22 protein-coding genes are annotated in these 19,539 nt (G+C 31.4%); all 22 read left to right on the forward strand.

Going from position 1 to position 19,539, the window contains the following annotated elements; translation table 11 throughout:
- On the forward strand, positions 1–312 hold a 312-nt coding region (locus tag NSQ61_RS19675), incomplete at its 5' end, for a recombinase family protein (protein WP_340808225.1).
- Positions 313–384: 72 nt separating this feature from the next.
- Positions 385–738 carry a ribbon-helix-helix domain-containing protein gene (locus NSQ61_RS19680; protein WP_340808227.1) on the forward strand — a complete coding sequence of 118 codons (354 nt, stop codon included), beginning with the start codon at positions 385–387 and terminating at the stop codon, positions 736–738.
- Positions 735–935: a hypothetical protein gene (locus tag NSQ61_RS19685; protein WP_340808228.1), complete on the forward strand. Its 201-nt coding sequence runs from the start codon at positions 735–737 to the stop codon at positions 933–935. The genes NSQ61_RS19680 and NSQ61_RS19685 overlap by 4 nt, the downstream gene beginning before the upstream one ends.
- A 140-nt stretch (positions 936–1,075) precedes the next feature.
- Positions 1,076–1,549 (forward strand): hypothetical protein, encoded by a 474-nt coding sequence (locus NSQ61_RS19690; protein WP_340808229.1) that lies wholly within the window; start codon positions 1,076–1,078, stop codon positions 1,547–1,549.
- A 425-nt stretch (positions 1,550–1,974) separates the two neighbouring features.
- A complete protein-coding gene (locus tag NSQ61_RS19695) occupies positions 1,975–2,259 on the forward strand; it encodes a hypothetical protein (RefSeq protein ID WP_340808230.1) in 285 nt (94 codons plus the stop codon).
- Positions 2,260–2,764: 505 nt separating this feature from the next.
- Positions 2,765–3,001, forward strand: a complete 237-nt coding sequence (locus NSQ61_RS19700; protein ID WP_340808231.1) for a hypothetical protein — start codon at positions 2,765–2,767, stop codon at positions 2,999–3,001.
- Between the two features lie 54 nt (positions 3,002–3,055).
- On the forward strand, positions 3,056–5,530 hold the full coding sequence (locus NSQ61_RS19705) for an isopeptide-forming domain-containing fimbrial protein (protein ID WP_340808232.1): 2,475 nt from the start codon (positions 3,056–3,058) through the stop codon (positions 5,528–5,530).
- 265 nt (positions 5,531–5,795) lie between these two features.
- The gene (locus tag NSQ61_RS19710) at positions 5,796–6,125 is read left to right on the forward strand and encodes a hypothetical protein (protein WP_340808233.1); all 330 of its coding nucleotides are present in this window, start codon (positions 5,796–5,798) and stop codon (positions 6,123–6,125) included.
- 32 nt (positions 6,126–6,157) lie between these two features.
- Positions 6,158–6,307, forward strand: a complete 150-nt coding sequence (locus NSQ61_RS19715) for a hypothetical protein (protein ID WP_340808234.1) — start codon at positions 6,158–6,160, stop codon at positions 6,305–6,307.
- Between the two features lie 103 nt (positions 6,308–6,410).
- On the forward strand, positions 6,411–6,791 hold the full coding sequence (locus tag NSQ61_RS19720) for a hypothetical protein (protein ID WP_340808236.1): 381 nt from the start codon (positions 6,411–6,413) through the stop codon (positions 6,789–6,791).
- Positions 6,792–6,812: 21 nt separating this feature from the next.
- A complete protein-coding gene (locus tag NSQ61_RS19725; protein ID WP_340808237.1) occupies positions 6,813–8,021 on the forward strand; it encodes a CpaF/VirB11 family protein in 1,209 nt (402 codons plus the stop codon).
- A 23-nt stretch (positions 8,022–8,044) separates the two neighbouring features.
- The gene (locus NSQ61_RS19730; RefSeq protein WP_340808238.1) at positions 8,045–8,890 is read left to right on the forward strand and encodes a hypothetical protein; all 846 of its coding nucleotides are present in this window, start codon (positions 8,045–8,047) and stop codon (positions 8,888–8,890) included.
- Positions 8,887–9,642 (forward strand): hypothetical protein, encoded by a 756-nt coding sequence (locus NSQ61_RS19735; RefSeq protein ID WP_340808240.1) that lies wholly within the window; start codon positions 8,887–8,889, stop codon positions 9,640–9,642. Before NSQ61_RS19730 ends, NSQ61_RS19735 begins: the two co-directional genes overlap by 4 nt.
- A gap of 21 nt (positions 9,643–9,663) precedes the next feature.
- On the forward strand, positions 9,664–10,026 hold the full coding sequence (locus NSQ61_RS19740; RefSeq protein WP_340808242.1) for a hypothetical protein: 363 nt from the start codon (positions 9,664–9,666) through the stop codon (positions 10,024–10,026).
- Positions 10,027–10,041: 15 nt separating this feature from the next.
- Positions 10,042–10,188, forward strand: coding sequence for a hypothetical protein (locus tag NSQ61_RS19745; RefSeq protein WP_340808244.1), 147 nt, complete (start codon positions 10,042–10,044; stop codon positions 10,186–10,188).
- Positions 10,189–10,203: 15 nt separating this feature from the next.
- The gene (locus tag NSQ61_RS19750) at positions 10,204–10,425 is read left to right on the forward strand and encodes a DUF5415 family protein (RefSeq protein ID WP_340808245.1); all 222 of its coding nucleotides are present in this window, start codon (positions 10,204–10,206) and stop codon (positions 10,423–10,425) included.
- A 36-nt stretch (positions 10,426–10,461) separates the two neighbouring features.
- Positions 10,462–10,725, forward strand: coding sequence for a TrbC/VirB2 family protein (locus tag NSQ61_RS19755; RefSeq protein ID WP_340808246.1), 264 nt, complete (start codon positions 10,462–10,464; stop codon positions 10,723–10,725).
- A 69-nt stretch (positions 10,726–10,794) separates the two neighbouring features.
- On the forward strand, positions 10,795–13,179 hold the full coding sequence (locus tag NSQ61_RS19760; protein ID WP_340808247.1) for a hypothetical protein: 2,385 nt from the start codon (positions 10,795–10,797) through the stop codon (positions 13,177–13,179).
- 15 nt (positions 13,180–13,194) lie between these two features.
- Entirely contained in the window at positions 13,195–15,810 is a 2,616-nt protein-coding gene (locus NSQ61_RS19765) for a VirD4-like conjugal transfer protein, CD1115 family (RefSeq protein WP_340808248.1), read from the forward strand.
- Between the two features lie 18 nt (positions 15,811–15,828).
- Positions 15,829–18,474: a pLS20_p028 family conjugation system transmembrane protein gene (locus NSQ61_RS19770; RefSeq protein WP_340808249.1), complete on the forward strand. Its 2,646-nt coding sequence runs from the start codon at positions 15,829–15,831 to the stop codon at positions 18,472–18,474.
- Between the two features lie 128 nt (positions 18,475–18,602).
- Entirely contained in the window at positions 18,603–18,911 is a 309-nt protein-coding gene (locus NSQ61_RS19775) for a DUF5592 family protein (RefSeq protein WP_340808250.1), read from the forward strand.
- Positions 18,908–19,531 (forward strand): hypothetical protein, encoded by a 624-nt coding sequence (locus NSQ61_RS19780; protein WP_340808252.1) that lies wholly within the window; start codon positions 18,908–18,910, stop codon positions 19,529–19,531. The genes NSQ61_RS19775 and NSQ61_RS19780 overlap by 4 nt, the downstream gene beginning before the upstream one ends.
- Positions 19,532–19,539: the final 8 nt, after the last annotated feature.

Consider the following 19,539-nt stretch of genomic DNA (forward strand, 5'->3'; position numbering starts at 1 on the left):
GTTAAAGTTCATGTATTAAACATGGGCTTGGTAGAGAATACACCAACAGGAAGATTGATATTTAATGTGATGAGTGCTTTTGCTGAATTTGAAAGAGATTTAATTGTTGAGCGTACTCAAGAAGGAAAAGAAATTGCGAAACAAAAACCTGATTTTCGAGAAGGTAGACCAAATAAATATAGTAAGAAACAAATAGAACATGCTCTAAAGTTATTAGAGAATCATTCATATAAGCAAGTAGAAGAAATGACTGGTATTAGCAAAAGTACGCTGATTCGGGCAAAAAAGAAAGCTGAAATTAAAATTATTTAAATAAATCCTTTACTTATAGTTACTATTATTATATAATAAAGTTACTTAAATAAATTATATAAGGTGATTAAAATGGGAGAATTTAGAACTGAATTGATTGGCAAACGGTTCTTTAAAAATGGGGCCATATATACGGTTTATGCTGTTGCTGCAACGGGGTTATTTGCTCATGAAGGTACTCGTATGAATGTTAACGAAAGAGGGGAAGTAATAAATCCGAAATTTTTTTCCTACGAAGACGTGGAAGGAACCTTTATCGGTCCTGGTAGGCCGGCAAAAGGTACGACAAAAAAAGTAAGTCTCACTTTAACTGAAGATATTTGGAAAGAAATTCAGCAAATAAAAAAGGAAAAAGGAATTAGTCAATCTGCAGTGCTTAGAGATATTATCGAACACTATTTTATTGAACAGGAGGTCAGACAATGAAATTAAAAATTTATAAAGAGAACGGAGATTTTGTTATTGAGAGAGTCAATGATTTTAATCATTCTTTTAAGCGTTACTTTCTAACAGAGGAAGGACTAAAAGAGGGATTAGACGCATACAAAGACAAGGTTGATGATTATAAGGTTGAAGCATCTAAGGAAGTTTTCTCTCTTGTCGTGAATCATTTGAACGCATGATGTTGGATGAGATAGAAATAAATTAAATGCGTACTCGATCGAGACGCATTTATTTATTTCTATTAAAAATTTTCTGTTAATATAAAATAAATTTGTGTATTATAATTGTAATGTTCAATAAATAAAGTAGGGGTGGGTTTATGAAGAAAATAATAATTAGCATTTTATCTGTTGGATTGATTTCTTTATTTGTTTATGGATGTAATAGTAGTAGTACTAAATCAAGTTCAAAAATACTTGAAAAAGGAGTTTATCTTGGGAAAAATGCAACAAAAGAGATCATTGAAGTAAGTGAAGATACTACGTGGACAATTAAAAGTGATTTAAAAGACAGCTCAAATTTTAATACCGTCTCGGTATCCGATACCGGGAAAAAAATTGATGAATATCCAGTTGTTAAGCTTACGATTGAAGATACTAAAGGAGATATTGAAAGTTATTTTGGAACGAGGGAAGGTCGAAATTTCCTTGTTGCTAGAGAAAATGATAATGTTTATTTTATAGCTATTTCTGATGAAAATCGTGAGGAAATTGAAAAAAATATTGTAAAAGAAAAAGAGGATAAAATTGCTTATTTAAAACGTGTTTCAAAATATAGTTTTGAAAAAAGATAATTGTTTTTATGTTGTTTTTATGATAATTTGGAACTATAATTATTATTAATCATTTGGTAGAAATGAACTGTTGAATAAATGCGGTTTATTTCTGCACATTTGTGATTGACTGTCCAATTAAAATGTGCAATAATTATTTTAACTTGGAATTAATAGACAATTAAATGATCACCTGTTTATAATTTATAAAAAGAAGGAAAGAGTGACTGTATAAGAACGCCAATTCTTATACAGTCGTAACATTAACATGCGCCTGTTAATGCTACTTTTACTCTCTCTTTACTGTTCACCCATTATTATACTATAACTATTTACATATTGGCAACAAAGTTTCACAGTGGCTGAACTTAAGGGAAAAGGTAGTAGCTGATAATAGGGCTACTACCTTTTTAATTTTATAAATAAAAAGGAAAGGAGAAATGCATATGAATAGACCGCATGATAATTCGTACTGCGGCTGGACTGAGTACGACATCAAAGAGATGGGATGGCAAATTTACACATTCAGCGGAGAAACATATGTGAAAAAAGATTTTCGAGGAAACTTTTTCAATACCCGCACTGGTGAGGTTGTTCCAATTAACAAATTGTTTCGATTTATTCGGAACGTGACAAATAGCGAGGGATACATACTCGCTAAAAGAAAAAAAATTGGGAGCCCATTGTGGGAAGTAAAGCACAAAAAACGATTTAGGGTTCCAGTGTATTAGTTATTAGGTTTATATAGAGGTGTATATTTTTTAATTTGCAAATAATTTTTGATCAATTTCAAAAAATATTTGCTGTTCCTTGAAAACTGCTGTTCTTTGAAAACTGAATATAGGTAACGTACTGCATCTGGTCCTTCACAGATGTTCCCTGGTTGGTCACCAGGAGTACGAGGCGAAAAGGCAAGCAGTAGGAGTAGCATTTGCTACTTCGGTAGAAGGTATTTTTAAAGGTACGTCTTAGGTTTTCTGATCCAATTAGGAATTCTAAGAGAGGTTTTCTGATTCATGCCAGAAATCAGAATTCATTTAGGAGTCTTCGTCATGACCATAGATTATCCATGACCATAGATAATCGATGATTGAAAGCGAAGGGACGCATTGCCAAGATCCAATTTGTTTGGGGAGCATTACTCCTAATAAGGTGGCAACTCAATGCCTGAATGTTGCATTAAAAAATTGTTTGTAAATTAAAGAAATATACACTACTTTTAGAGAGGTATTTATTATGTGGTATGTTGATGTCAGCTTTGTTTCTGGAAAAAGTCGGTCTGTTTGTTTTAGAAGTCTTAGAGACGCTGAAGAATTTTGTGACTCTGTAAAAAGGGGAGCATTTTTTTTAGAATGCGATAAGGGGATAATAAATTTAAATAATGTTGAATGCATATCTGAAATAAAAGAACGTCAGGAAGAAAAAACTGCATTTGATGAATATATGAACAGGATAAAAGAAGCACTTGATTAAATAAAAATAATCGAGTGCTTTTTTTATTTATCACAAAGAGGAGGGGAGCTTGAAATGTTCAAGACATGTAGGTTTAGTAGGTTTATTTTAAGCGTTACTTTAATTATCATTGCATGTTTGATCAATGTTGTTAGAGTCGACGCAAAAATTGTTAAGGTAGATGAATTAGATCATCAGTATACTCAAGGTAACAAAATTACCATATTGAAGAATCCAAATATAAAAAAGTTTGAAATTACAACTAATATTGAATCAAATCGATTTTCTTTATACTCAAAACCTGCACATTCAAATTATGTGCGGGATGAAGATTGGAAAGCATTCATAACTCAAGGTCATTACAAAACTAAAAACTATCATAATTTTCAAGAAGAATATGGTGCGAAAAGTTTTGAAATTAAGAATCCAAAACCGACTGATATTATCAATATATATTATGGAAATATTGGTTTTTATGAAAACAAAGCAATTGACTTGAAAATACAGATTAGCAATATAAATTATGCTGTAAGATCGGGCCTGCCCGATAATGGAGTTGTGTATTTTGATGTATCAGAGAGCCCATATTCTGGCTACGCATACTACAATGCTTCCCATGCTTATATAGAATATTCGTTTTTTTATTCGGATACAGGACAAGCTGTTAATGTTAATGGAAACAGCTTTCTAACATTCAATTCATTAAATGGTTATGGACCGGGAAATGGAGAATTTATAAATTATTTGAATTACGACACATCAGATGAAAATAGTTTAGTAGATGCGTATCTGAAAAAAGAGACAAACGTATCACTACAGTCATTCGATAATAATCCGTATTTTTCTTATGATAAGCCTATATATATAGGCCTAAACAACAATTTCGAGGACAAATTGGGCAGCGATACTTTTACGAGAAATTCGGTATCCTTTCAAATACTAGGAGTAAAACATAAATTTGTTTTTGGTGCCGGACACCATTCTGCGTGGAATGCAGTTTCTAGTTCAACTCTTTTTTCTGTTACAGCTCCAACTCCTACGAAAAATGTAAAAAACACCAGTGGAGAGGACATAAACGGGAAAGATGTTTATTTTAATCAGGAAATTATATATAACATTGGCCAAAAAGTTAACATCTTAGGTCAAGATATCCTTGAAAAATATAAAAGTTTTGAAATTAGGGATAGGTTATCCCCATATGTAGAGTATAAAAATGCAATGCTTATTAGCGAAGATGGAAATGTAATCGAAAATGCAGGTAGTATTACTTATGATAAAAGCACTCATACGGTTAGATTCGTAGCAAATGAAGACTTTCTAAAAAACCGAATGCAATATAATGGAGAGACATATTTTCTACGAATCTATACAAAAGTTTTGTCTGTTAAAGACTTTAATTATGTTGATGGTATTCAAATAGAAAATAAAGGTACATCGATCATAAATTCTATTTCAAAAGACAGTAATATCGTTCGTAATAACATAAAACCGATGCTTGCTGAAATTGGAGTAAAAAAAATTCAAATATATACAGATAGACATGATTTAGGATTGCCTATTTATATTACCTTAGATCCAAGTTTTTTAGGTGCAAAGAACCAAAATGAGTTAAAAGATAAAAATATAGTACTAAAAGTCATTGATAAATCAACCAATCAATTAGTTTTATCAAAAAAGTACGATCTATCTGAAATCCCTTCTTTTATCATTCAAGATAAAATTCCAGGACAATTTCTGAAAACGAATAGTAAATCAACATATGAAGCTACTATATCTACTGAGGAACCAAAATTTATTTCTATTACGGATCCAACTATAAATACAGAGGGCTACACAGCTACAGAAGAGAACATTAGTGTTAAAGAATCTAAATCGTTATCGTATAAAGCTGTGGTTATGACTGAAAGAGTAATTCATCAAGATATGAAAAAGTATTATGAAACAATAAATTTTGAGAATACTTCATTACCTAAACAAAAAACCGGATATGGTTTTGCTATTGATTTTGATATAGAGTATACAAATGACCTGGGGAAAATAGATGATATTGCTATAAATGCTATTGTAGATGATAAACTTGTTGATTCTTACTTAGATTATGATTCAAAACTTGGTTATACAACTATACCACTTGAGTTACTTTCAGCTAAGATATCTGATAAAGAATCTACTTTTAATTTCAAATTACCTCATGTGAATGTAGAGGAAAAAACCGGATATTTATTTACAGATAAACAAGTTCAAGAAAATGATAAAAGAATAAAACATGACTTGTTTGATGGCAAAAGGAAATTATACGTCCCTATTTGGGCTGATTTAGATAAATATGACATTTATATTCAGCCTAAAAATACCATAGGGATCAATAGAGTTAAGTTCTCTGCAGAAAAAACACTAGATGTATATGCCTATATGTATGGACATATAGGTTCAGATACTATTGATAAGGATGAAATTATTATTGAACCTGTTGATCCTCAAAATCCATTTCCAGAAGGGCTACCTGAAGGATGGACTCAAAATGATCTTAATTGGTTAAAAAGAGAGTAAAAGAATTAAAAATATTCTTTTACTCTCTTTTATTTATAAAAAATTAAAAAAGGAAAGGAGGTTGAATGCATATCGCGTTCTGGTACTGTTTGAATCAAGATAAAAAATATTCTGAGTTGAAATTAAGATCCAAACTGTTAAACCTCTTAAAAAGAATTATCTTTCTAAAAACGACATTTTTGGTGATTAAAAAAATGTACAAACGCTATGAAGATGTCCCATGATACTTACTTATTGCAACTCCTTACTCTTTTGAAGGAGGGAAGTGAAAAATTTGGTCATACTATCGTATGATACAGCGAAAAGATATTTAATAATTATGTCGTTATATCTTATTTTGGCTTCAACCCTGATAAAAGGGTTAAGTTTTTTATTAGAAAGTAATTTTTTGTTGGTAGATTATTTGGGGAATTTTACCTCGGAAGATTTAAATTTATCGAAACTTCAAGAGTTCAACTTTGATTCTTTTAGCTTTGAATGGTTGCTTAATGCTTTGAAGGATAAAATAGACAGCTTTTTGGAAAATTTAATTCCTTTAACATTAGGATTTATTCAAACAGGTACAGGATTTTTTGCAATACGAAAAGTTGTCTAATTCAATAACAAGGTAAGAAAGAAGGTGAAAAAATGTTAGATCAAAACACGGATCGTTCCTGGTGGATGATTGGGGCAGTCATTGTCGGAGCAGGTCTAATTGCTGCAGCGAAGATTGCCTTTCCAGAAGTTTTCGATAACGTGATTGATTTCTTCTTATCAAACATTCCTAACTCGATTTAAAGTCGAAAGTGGAAGGGGGAGGAAATATTTTCTCTCCCTTTAATTAATTTTAATTCGAACTAAAACAGTAAGAGAGATGGTGAAAAAGAAAGAGGGATAAAAAGTGAGAGATTATCCATTTATGATCGGTTTGACTTTTTTTGGTATCCTACTTATGATTTTTATCTCTATATTTTATCATAGCAGTTATAGGCAGGATTCTATTGTATTAGGTATGACTGAAACTATACGTACCTCAGCTATTGCAAATGTTGATAATGTTTCTCGTATAAATGAAGGTGAGTTATTTCTTGATATAGAAAAGTTTGAAAAAGATTTTATGAATAGAATCTCTAAGAATAAAAATATTAATCTGAAAGATCCTAAGTATAAATTTGAATATCTTAAAAATGATAATGGTTCTATAAAAGCTATTAGAGTAGTTATTCAAGATGAGGATACTAGGTATCAAGCTACATGCAAGGTTGATATATCAAATTTATAAAGGAGGTATTTTTACTAGATTATGATCAAACCTACTCAACTAAGTAATATTCAAGACGATCTTATTCAAAATCACGCAGAGTTAATTGTTAAGGGTCTACTAGATAAAAAAGCTCGGGAAAAACTAAAATATGTCGTAATTAAGGAACATGGCCATGTTGTGAAAGGAAATGAAGACATAGCTGATTATATTGTTCAGGAAACAGTTGGTACAGGGATTATTGAGGACATTATAAAAGATAAAAGTATAACTGATATTGGTTATAACGGAGTAGATTTAATAATCGAAAGTAACGACAAAAAGAAAAAATATACCGGTGATAGAGAAATTTCGGAAGATTACATTATTCGTATCATTCAAAAATTTGCTAATGCGGTTGGGGAAGATTTTACTCCCAAAAAACCGATTTTGAATGCGGTGTTTGAAAACATCCGTATTAACGCTGTTCATAAAGCTAGAAGTCCGTATGGTACAACAATGAGCATGAGGATCGTGAGGCCACGGCTAGCCTTGAATGAAAATAACTTTAATAAGTTTGCTCCATCGTTTATGTATGACTTTTTTAAATCATCTGTACTTGCTCAGACTAACATCGCAATTTCAGGTGAGGTTGGAACTGGGAAAACAGAATTACAAAAATTATTGATTTCTTTTGTTCCTTTCAATGACAAAATCATCATGATCGAAGACGTACTTGAGTCTCATGTGAAAGAAATATTCCCTGAAAAAGATATTTATTCCTGGACAACCAGTGGAGATACAACTATCACAGTTTTGGTGAAAGAAGCACTACGCAATAACCCAAGATGGATTATTATTTCTGAGACTAGAGGAGAAGAAGCATATGAGATGATTCAAGCTGTTCTAAGTGGACACCATATTGTTACCACTTTGCACGCTGTTAATGCAGCAGCGATTCCACGGCGGTTTGTAAACATGGCAAAAATTGGATATTCTGTATCGGAAGAAACCTTAGAGCAAGATATTAGGAGATATTTCGATTTTGGTGTTCACTTAAAGCGTATTAACTTCAAAGGATATACTTATCGATATTTGTCTGAAGTGATTGAGTTTGGTGAAAAGGACCGTACTATATTTAAACAACGTTTTCATAATGGACAATTGATTTATGAAACAGGAAAGTTGTCGGATGAATTTAGGGAAAAGCTAGAAGAAAAAAATATTCATCTTGATTTTCCTGAAAATGATAAAGGGATAATTATGCTTTAAAAGTGAAAGGCGGTGTTTAAAATTTGCAAGTTGTTACAAGGAGGAATGTAAAGAGGTTAGGTACGAAAAAGAAAAACGTATTGAATGTAGATGAATTAAACGCTTATAAAGCTGCCTATGAAAAACCATTGGGAACAAAAGATTATTTTTACTATATTGGTTATCCAGCAATTTTATCAGGCGTTTTTTCTTTTTTACTACTCTATTATTGGTGGTTATCACTGATTTTCAGCGTGATAGGAGCAATATACGGTTGGAAAACGTTTCTCCCAAAAAGCGTTAAAAAAAATTACGAAGCTTATTCCTTTAATGAAAGGAATAAGTTTGTGAATAACATGACCCAAATACTTACTGATGAGACTAAAACAGTACCGAAAGCTCTTCATTTTGCTAGTCAAAGATCATCTGGTGAATTTAGGGATGATCTTACGAAATTACAAGCCCGAGTAATGGGTACTGATAACGAAATGATTAAAGAGGGATTTCGTGAACTAAGTGATAAATATAGTGACGATGTTATCTTTGTTCAATACTTAGAACAGTTAGAAACTGCCATGTTAGAAGGCCTTGCAAATATTGATACTTTAAAAGATATCAAATCGTACCACAATGATATGAAGAAAAAGCAAAATGAATATGAAGTAAAAAAACAGCGTCATTTACGCGATATGAGAATGCTAGCAGGAGTTATCGCTATCTTTCTTTTGTCTATAACGTTTTCCTTTGGATTTGACACGTATATAAATGCTTTTGCTCGTCATCCTATAGGATGGGTTACATGCGGCATCTATATGTTGCTTATGCTCCATTTTTTTAGGAAGTTCTCAATATATATGTTTGATGACTCAATTTTGGAGGTGAAGCTTTGAAAATTGTTAGTCAAACAGAACGAAAAAAGAAATTTATTCGCTTTGTTGCTGAAAAAGATTTATACCTAATGTTGAGAAATATGGGAAATACTATACAAAAAATCGATAAGTTTCAAAAACAGAGAATTGTTCAAACTGTTTTTGTTTTTATTTTCCTATTTTTCTTTGCATTAGTTTTTTCTAGCTGGTTTTACATGCTAGCTTTTATTGCACCGATTTTTTACTACCGGACAAAATACAGAAAGGTGAAGTCAAAATATACAATTTGGAGGTTCCAAAGAAAACTGCAGTTTTCAAAATTCGCTAGGTTACTTATTCCTTACTTGAAGCAAAGTAAAGGGGAAGTATCTTTATATTCGACATTCAATAAACTTTTACGAAGATTTGATAACCAAGCTGATAAAAACTCACTCTACACACTGATGACAGAGATGAGTAACAAGCCAAACGATATTCAACCTTTTGTTGATTTTGCCATGAGACAAAGTGGCACTGATATGTCAGTATTGTTTATGACGACTGTGTATGATTTTCGTCAATCTACAAAAGATACTTCAGTAATTGATGAATTAGGCAAAATCGCTAGTGAAGAATTAATGAATGGTATTGACGAAATTATTAGATATAAATTACAAAGATTCACTTTTTTCCCTACCAAAATCGTAATGTCTTCGTTCATCATTGTTCTTGGATTCGCTGTATCTGTATTAGTTTATAACTTATCGAATAGTCAATTTTTTTTAGGAGGTTAGTTAGGAGGTGACCTAACGTAAATGACAGAAGGAGCAATTTGGGAATTTGTGAAATGGTTTATCGGATTACTTTTGTTACTGATGCTTATTTCAGTAACTATTTTTTTTATCGAATTGGAAGGCGTCAACTCATATAAACAGCAAGTGAACTATCAAATCGAACGAAAGGGTGGGCTTACTGCGGATGCAGTTGCCTATTTAGATTCTTATTCAAAAACTTATTACAAGGGTCGTTTTACGATTGAAAGCGACAAGCTTAATGAAAAAGTCTCATATGGTGAGATGGTCGACTATGAAATAAAAGGAAAATTTGATATAAAAATTTTCCCTATACCGGATGTTGAATTGACATTTAAAGGTACCGGCGTTTCACAAGTGCGTTAAAAGGTGGGAGGGAAGTTGCTAGAAAATAATGTCTTTCGATTTATTATGTTGATTGGTTCTATTATCGTTGTTTCTTTTCTGATCAATTCATTGTTAGTTCATTTTGATGATGTTAAGCATGTGTTTAACCAGTATTTTTTGCAGCGATTAACAAAGTATTAAAAAGGAGGTTGAAATATGGCAGGAAGAAAGAAAGAAAATCCATTACAAAAGGCTGTTGAACAAATTTTACGAAAAAAAAATCTGGATTATAACGAGTGGAAAAAGGAAGTTATTTACAAAAGAAAATTGGCTGTTATGGCTGATGAAGATAAGGAATGGATACAAAATATTCTAAAGGAAGAGTCTTTACAAGTTATTATGAATGATTTTTTGGAAAAAGATTCTCAAATATCTTAATAATATATCAATCTATCAATGAAGGAGAGTTTAGGTATGAAACATGTGATTAATAACTTACCTTATAACGATTTTTTCTCAAATGTTTCAAATGCAGTTTCTACATTTACGGGAAAACTGCAAGGGATATCGTTAGTCGTTATTATTTGCTGTATTGCAATTACGGGTTTTATGTTTTTGTTTGGTGAAGGACCAAGCCGCACAGCAAAAAAATGGCTCATTTACATCATTACTGGAGCTGTATTAATCTTTGGTGCTTCAACATTGGGTAGTACTATAAAGTCTGTATCTGGATTCTAATTAAGAACGAAAGGGAGGTTAACCTGTTGGTTTCTCCCTTTTTATTTTTAGAAAGGGGATATGTTGTAAATGTTTGTAGTCACTTTTAGTGATATTGATAGAGACATATTGAAAATTAACAAAGGTTTTAAATCGAAAAAGGGCCATTCATTAGTGAAGGCTGAAAATATGTTAAAAGAGCTACATCAAAATATAAATAATACAAAAAAAATAACACTAGTTCTAACAGATACTGATAATGAACTAGACTATATTTTTGAAAATATTAAAATTGATCCTTCTCAATCCATTCCAAACTTACTAGAAATTCTTAATGGGGAAATTTCCTCTTCTGGTCATGAAGATGCCCAGAGGTTAATTAGTGATCTTGAAAAAACTTATCAGATGGAACTGCGTGATCATTCATTTTCATCAAGAGAGGTTAAAAACAAACGTAAGTTAGGAGGATTATCGAAATATCTCAAAAAAGCAAAAAATTATGTAATTAAAAATCCGGATTCTGAATTAGAGAATAATAACAATTCAATCTCAAATTCAAATGATGATTTTGCTGAAATAGAAGAATTACAGTCTTTCGAAAATGATTTTGAAGAAATAACTGAGACAGAAACAGATAGTGATTTTAGCGATTTTGTAAGTGTATCTGAGGAAAATACTTTTAATGAACAATGGATTGAAAATGATTCTGTTTTAATAGAATCTGAAGAAACAAACTTTCACAACCAGAATGTCCCAAGGGAACAAACTGTAGAAAATGAAAATGTTATTGGGGCTGCTGATGATGTAGAAATCGAAATTTATGACGATCTCCCTGTTGCTCATCAGAAGCATCAAGATACGAATCAAGAGGAACAAAGAAATGATGTGGTTTTCCCTACTTATGAAAGTTATTTGGATATGTCCGCAGTAGAAAAAACGATAGAGCGTTATAAACAAAGATTTAATAAAGAACATTTAGTGAAATTTTTAGGAATATCACAGGATACCGATTTAGATAAACTCAAATTAAAGTATGCTATGAATGCATTGGATGAATCAGACTTTGTACTCCTGAAAGATTTTTTCTATAACAGTGTTGAAAATATTAGAGATAAGATACAAAGACAACTGATAGAAGTATATGAATCGTGTATGCTTTTTAATTATGAAGAGGAGGCAAAAAAAAGGGTTGAAGATTCTGTTAATGCGTTGGCAAATGAATTTGAACAAACTTTAGAAAAGTATATAAATGAACAAGAGGATGAATATAATCATAAATTGGAAAAATTTGATTATGAACAAGAAAAAGCTTTACAAGAATTTAAACAACGACAACAATTGGAGAGAAATTCTTTTATTATGGATTTAGATCAAAAAAAATCTTCTAGAATTTCATTGTATAAAGATAATATGCAAAACGACTTTAAGAAGAAAAAGGAAGATCTTATTGATAATAAATCTTCCGAATTAAAATATCAATTCCTCAATCAACTTACAGAAACAAAACGTGTAGCTACGCGAAATTTTGAACAAGAAATTGAATCCGTTATGGACAACATATGGGATAAGCTGCAAGAATCCTTAACTAAGTTAAGAGATGATATTGAAGGTCGTGTTCCAGGATGGAAAGCTGAAATTGAAGAAAAACGGAGATTAGAAGCTGAAAAACGAGAGGAAGAACGAAAAAGAGAAGTTCTAGAATTGGAAAAACAACGATTAGAACTACAGCGTAGACAATTAGAAGAAAGTAACAAAAACAATAGTAACGTTGTTGAGGAAATTATTGATAGAAAGCTAGCTGATTTTGATGGAAAAATAAATCGTTTATTTCAAACTCAGTCTCAGTTTCTTAACTCTAATAGCTTTAATAACTTCCAACAGCAACAACATCATGAAACGCAACAACATCATGAAACGTCAAAAGATAAAAAACTTAATAAATCTGTTAATATATTTTTGCTAAGTATCGCAGCAATAATTATTGCGACAGCCGGGGTAGTCATTGGTAAATCAACTTCAACAGAAGAGCACGTTAATGCTCAGACAATGTCATATGGTGAAATATCCAGAATTATTGATGAAAAATTGAGTGTACAAGATCAAGATTCGGATGCAAAATCAAATCATCAAGAAGATGATGTAAATGATGATTTGGATACACTTTTGATGAAAAAAGAGTATTCAAAAGCTATGAGCCTATATAATGATAAAGAAAGTTTGGATAAAATTGAAACTGCACTTTTTGAAAGTGATGATTTAGCTACATTGATCGTTTTTAACAAAACAAAAGATTCCACGTATGGACCTTTAGACGAAGCTATCCTATCGAAAGATGGGAAAAAGGCTCTAAATATTTATCAAAATATGAATGATGAAGAAAAAAATAATTTGACAAAAAACAGACGGAAAGAATTATCTTTATTGCTATTTGAACTAGGTGAAAATAAACTAGCTAAAAATCTTTTGGCTAAGTAAAGGGTGAGAAATACTTTGTTAAAAAAGATAAAAAAAAGTAAGTATTTGTCACACTCTTATCGATATGATGTAGAGGGAGAAGAACTTCCGAAAAAGGGAAAGATTAATAAAAAAGCGTTGTTGATCTCCGTATCCGCAGCGCTTTTTTATTTGATGCTTTTTAACTTTATATCTAGTTTTTTTAAAAATTTCTTCAACATGATAGCAAAATTAGAGAATCCAACTTTGGTAGATATTTTTAGTGTTGATTGGAGTTTTTTGTTTCAAATAACTAATTTTGTTACACCTGTTTTTAGTTTGAAAGTATATCTTTTGTTGTTTGTTATATCAATAATAATCGGACTACTTGTTTATTCGAAACTGAACTATAAAAGTGAAAAAGAGATTTCCTACGGTCAAAAAGGAGATTCTAGATTTACAACTATAGAAGAAATTCAAGAGCAATATGTAGAGATTCCCGAAAAAGGGGAGACCTTTAAGGGAATTGGAGGGGTGCCGATTTCACATTATAAAGATAAATATTATATTGATACGGATACTGTGAATACTTGCATCTTAGGAGTCTCGAGATCAGGAAAAGGTGAAATTATTATTACTGTCATGATTGATATTTTGAGTCGGGCAGAAACAAAATCTAGTATGATTATAAACGATCCAAAGGGTGAGCTATTTGCGGCTGCCAAAGATACTTTAGAGAAACGTGGCTATGATGTACAAGTCTTAAATCTGCAAGATCCATTACAATCAATGTCGTATAATGTTTTGCAATCTGTAAAAAATGCGTGGTTGGAAGGAAATGAGCAGGAAGCTGGAAAAAGAGCTACTTCAATTGCTTTTTCTTTATACAATAAACCTGATGCAGGGGAAAATAAATGGGCATATGATGGGGCGCAAAACGCTGTAACAGCAATTATTTTAGCATTAGTTGAATATTGTATAAAAAACAATTGTCCAGAAAAGATTACTATGGCTAATGTTGCCGATATGTTAAATGAATTAGGTGCTTTTTACTATAAGGAAAATGAAGATGATTTTATTGAGAAAAATGCCCTTGATGAGTTTTTTAAAAATCTACCTCAAGGTCATGTTGCAAAATTGCGATATGGTTCAACTTCATTTTCTGGTGAAAAAGCTAGAGGAACAATACTTTCTACTGCAAATGAAGGGTTACAACCTTTTATAGATCCTTTATTTGCAAAAATGACATCTAAGAATTCTATTGATTTAAAACAAATAGGGTTTCCTAAATATTTGATGGGTCAACTCAATAATTCATTTATGAATAAACGAATCCATATAGCTTTCCATAAAAATGATAAGGAAAAAACATTAATTGGATCTTATAAGGTGAAAGTGAAGTCGCAAGGCATGTATAATCTCAATTTTGATGAAAAACTTGAAACAGGAGATTTAATTCTAATTAAATATGAAGATGAAAAAGTAAAATATAAATTAATATACGAGATCAAATTTGAAGAAGAAACTGATAAGGATGGAAATGTTATATATCAAAAGAAAGAAGGATGTGAACACCTTCCTGAATATAAACGGGAAGTAACAATAAAAGAGCTTTTAAATACTTTTCCTGGAGTACAAAAAAAATTGCAAATGAGATATTCAGATAAACCTACAGCTGTATTTATGATTATTCCTGATTATGATTCGTCTAATCATACACTAGCCTCAATCTTTACGAAACAGCTTTATACAGAGCTCGCGCAAAATTGCGTTGAAACAAAAGGAAAGAAATGTTTTACAAGAGTACATTTCATTCTTGATGAATTTGGAAATATGCCGGCAATAGATGACATGGACCAAGTCATGACTGTTTGCTTAGGAAGGAATATTCTTTTTAATCTAGTTGTCCAATCATATTCGCAAATAAAAAGAAGATATGGAGATGCAGCAGAAACCATAAAAGAAAATTGTCAAAACCATATATACATCATGTCAACAAATGATGAAACCATTGAAGAATTGTCTAAAAAAGCTGGCCATAAAACAATTATTTCTAGATCAAGCAATGAATCACATTTAGATTTGGATAATAAAATTACTAAAGGTGCAGATCAGCAAAGAATTATTACTTTTGAAAGACTTTCCCAATTAATTGAAGGCGAAACTCTAGTTATTCGTTCTCTGCATAGACAGGATAGGCAACGTAAAAAAGTACGTCCTTACCCTATTTTTAATACAAAAGAGACCGTGATGCCTTATCGTTGGCAATTTCTATCAAATTGGCTGGATACTTCAAAAGATTTGAACGACATCGATATTAAATCAGAACATTCTAACCTAAATTTGGAAAAATTGAGAATAAATTTTGCTGATTTTATCGTTGATGAAAAAGCAAGAAAAATGTATCTTAAAAGAAATCAATTAAGTTTAAATAATGTTCAAAGTCAAGAGAATGTTCAAAGTCAAGAAGAAAAAATTGTAAATGAGATTGAAAAATTATTAATTGATACAGAATTGGATAAAAATACAGAATATTTAATGCATATAGTTGAAAATTATAAAAATTATAAAGTTTTACCAGAAAATAGAGTGTTAATCAATTTATCAGTAAATATTGACAGTCCTACTATTGTGCAGAAAATTAGGGAACTGGCAGAAATGAGGAAAAATTAGCAGAGAAAGGAGTTTCAAATGAGAAATAAGAAAAAAATCATATTTTTTATGCTACCGTTTTTAGCTATAACGGTAGCTTTTTTTATTCCTGATACTGCAAACGCAAGTATCTGGGATTCCCTTTTTGGAGAAGGAGAAGACACAAAAGAGATTGTGAAATTTTTACGCGAACATTCTGAGTGGCTACAATATGCCAGTTTTATGGGAGTAATTTTACATGCTATTGCATGGTTTATTGTGAAAGGTCTTTATGTACTGGTAGCTTTTATGGAAAGCTTGATCCCTGAATCTATGAACTTATTAAATTTTTTAGATGATTCGGGGATGCAAGGTTTGGTGAAAGCTGTAGTTAGTGATCTTGTTGTAGTTCTGATTATTCTTACACTTGTCTATTTAGGTTTTAAAACTGTTATAGCAAAAGAACCTCCGAAATTTAAAAATGTAGGAGTAAATATTTTTATTTCTGCTTTTTTAATTATAGGGCTACCTACCCTTATGGATACCATGGAGGATATTTCCACGAAGTTTTATGATGCAACTCAAAAAAGCAACAATAATGGGAGTGTTTCTAGTCTTTCATGGAATTTAATTCAAAATAATACAGCAGATTTAATGTATGTAGCTGAAAGTAATTTTGATTTAATCAAAAATGGTGCGAATTCTTCTGAGCCAAAAAATAAATTAACACCCGAAACTTTCAAATCAGTTGATCTGAATGAAGTTATTACACCGGATGCGGTCGATAAAATTGACAGTGCTGATCACATTAATAGTCTTAAATATACATTATCGGTAGACAGTCAAGGTAACTTTACAGCAACAAAAATTGATGGAAGTTTATTATCTTTCTTTAGTGATAAATTTGATGGAGGATATTTTAGATATCCTGCAAAATTTTTCCCTATTATTGTTGGTTTAGTTGCTTTATTTGTCGCTTATTTATTTACGATTTTTGTTTTTGCTTCAACAGCGATTGAAATAGGCTTTAAACAAATACTCGCTCCGATCATTTTTTCAACCGATTTAGAATCGGGACAAAGAACAAAAATGGTTATTCAAGATATTGGAAATGCTTTTATGCTTATAGCCTTTACTGGCTTGAGTCTTAAATTATATACTGTGTTTCTTTCTTTTTTAGCTAATAGTGATATTAATATTTTGGTTTATGTAATTGCGATGATTGCAGCTACTTTTATTTTGATTAAAGGATCTAGTACAATTATGCGATATTTTGGAGTTGATGTTGGCGTTAAAGATGGTTTTGCTCAACTCACGGCAGCATTTGCGCTTGGACGTAGTACAGCTAATCTTTTTAGTGCAGGAAAGGGAATGAAGAATCTAAATAATGCAAAAGACGGGTTACAGAAAAATGGTTTACAGGATGCACAAGGAGATGAACAAGGTGAATCTTTAAGAAAAGACTTTGGTAACACATTAAAAAATAGTGTGAATTCAGCCGGTAAAACATTTGGTTACCTAAGAAATAGAGGGGTTAGAGGTGCTGTTGAAGATAGTATTAGAGGATCCGCAGAAAAGATAGGAAACAATATTAGTGATAAGGGAGAAAGGCTTTCTAAAACTCTGAAAGATATCAAAACTCAATGGAACCAAGGTGTTGAAGAAGGGGGTGCAATGGGCCAATCAAATAGAGAAAAATGGCAAGGAAATGAAAATAAAAAAGTTAAATCCATTAATGATCAAAATGGAGATCAATCAGAACTGAATAAAACGTTATCTGATAATGATAAGTCTTTATCGCCTATATCTTCACAAGGCGTCGAAGATAATTCAGCTGTAACTACCCAAAAACAAAAATTACAAAAAGATTTAAATTCAATTGAATCTGAATCTAATAATCTTAAATCTAACAGTGGTCCTGATTTAGCCGGAACGGCTCGGTTTAAAGCAGAAGAGATAGAAAATCCAAAATTCAATGATAAAGATACTATTCAACGAATGAAATTGAGTCCTTCTACACCTTCTATAAACGAATCACAGGGCGTTTCAGGAAATATGAAGATAAATACTTCACAGGTTTCTCCATCGGTACAGAAGATTTTACAACAAGTTGAACAGACTTCTTTTACGAATCCTGAAATTGCTAAACAAAGTCTAATTCAAGAAGTTCAAAGAGGTTCTTTTGGTAATAATGAAGTAAAACAACGAATTATACAGGAAGTTGAACAATCAAGTTTTCCTACACCACAACAATTAGAGCAAAATGTTCGTCAAGTACTGACAGCTGCAAATGTTCCAGGAACGACACAAAATGCAATTCAAAAAGTGATTCAAGAAGTTCAGAATACTTCTCAAAATCCGGAAACAGTTAAAGCTAAAGTGATTCAAGAGATTCAAAATGCTTCTTTCGGTAATGATTCAATCAAACAGTCAGTTATACAAGATGTTCAAAAGGCATTTACAGCTACGCCGGAGCAAATTCAGCAAAATATTAAACAGTCTGTGGAAAACATTATAAGTCACTCCGGTTCCGGTATCGGTAGTGTAAATACAGAACAAAAGGAAATAAAAACAGTAGTTGAGAGTAATATCGTAAATCAGGAAGTTAGTAAAAAAGATAAATATTTTGGATCTCTAATAAAAGATGAAGAGAATAATGTAAAAAGCAAAAAACCTTCTAGGTTTGATAAGTTTTTTAAAAGTTAGGTGAGGAGTTTCAAAATGTGAAAAAAGGCGACAAAGTATTGGTTCGTGTCATTAATAATCATTCGAGTTTTGTAATCAATTAGTTTAGAGGGGGAAATCCGATTGGAATATAGAGGGAGGGATTAAATATGTATCGTAACCCTAAAAATACAAAACAGGAAATAAAGTTATGGGCTTTTTTCTTGTTGGATATAGGGATAGTAGGAGGAATGCTTCTCCTAGCTAATTACATCAACAAAATTGTCCCAATATCGGCAACTATGCAAATTGTAAATTACATTTTATTTGCATGTTTTGGAATATTTTTATGTGCCCGAAGCCCAAGTTATCCAATAGACAGAAATTTTAAACTTATATTTTATATTTTCAGGATGGATAGAAATAAATACCATCCAATAGATATAAAAGATTTTAATAAAAGGAGCGATTTAATTTGAAGGTAGCTGAGAGTAAGAAGTATCATCGACAAAAATCATTGTCTGATACTTTTTTTTCTTTATTTAGAAAAAATGACTTGCCTATTGTAGATGTTATTCCTTACAAACGAATTACAGATGAGGACTATTTAGTTGATGGATTCAATGAATATCAAGCATATTTAAAAGTCACGACAACAGATTTAATTTCTTTAAATGCGAGTGATTTAAAAAAATTTATCTATCAGTTATCTACTTTGTGCCGACTATATACGGATTGTTTCAAAATTCTATCAATGACGTATCCGACTGAAACAAAGAATCAGCAACTATATTGGAAATCAAAAATTAGTGAATACAGAAAAAAATTATTAAGAAATCTCAGTGATACGGAATATAAGCGATACCAATCTATGTTAAAGCTCGCTTCCGATAATCTGAGAAGAGTGACGTGGGTGGAAGAACAACTTTCTGAACTTACTTTTTTCATCGTAGTCTATGGAAAAAACAAAAAGGAATTGGATAATCACGTAAGGGACATGATAAGGTTTGGCGGTAAGCCGTTCTCTTTGAAACTCGTAAGACGCGACGAATTAGAAAAGATAGTTTTTAAATTAAATAACATGAATACGGAAATTTAAGTTAGGGG

It is taken from the genome of Aeribacillus sp. FSL K6-1121 (assembly GCF_038003725.1).
GTDB lineage: Bacteria > Bacillota > Bacilli > Bacillales > Aeribacillaceae > Aeribacillus > Aeribacillus composti.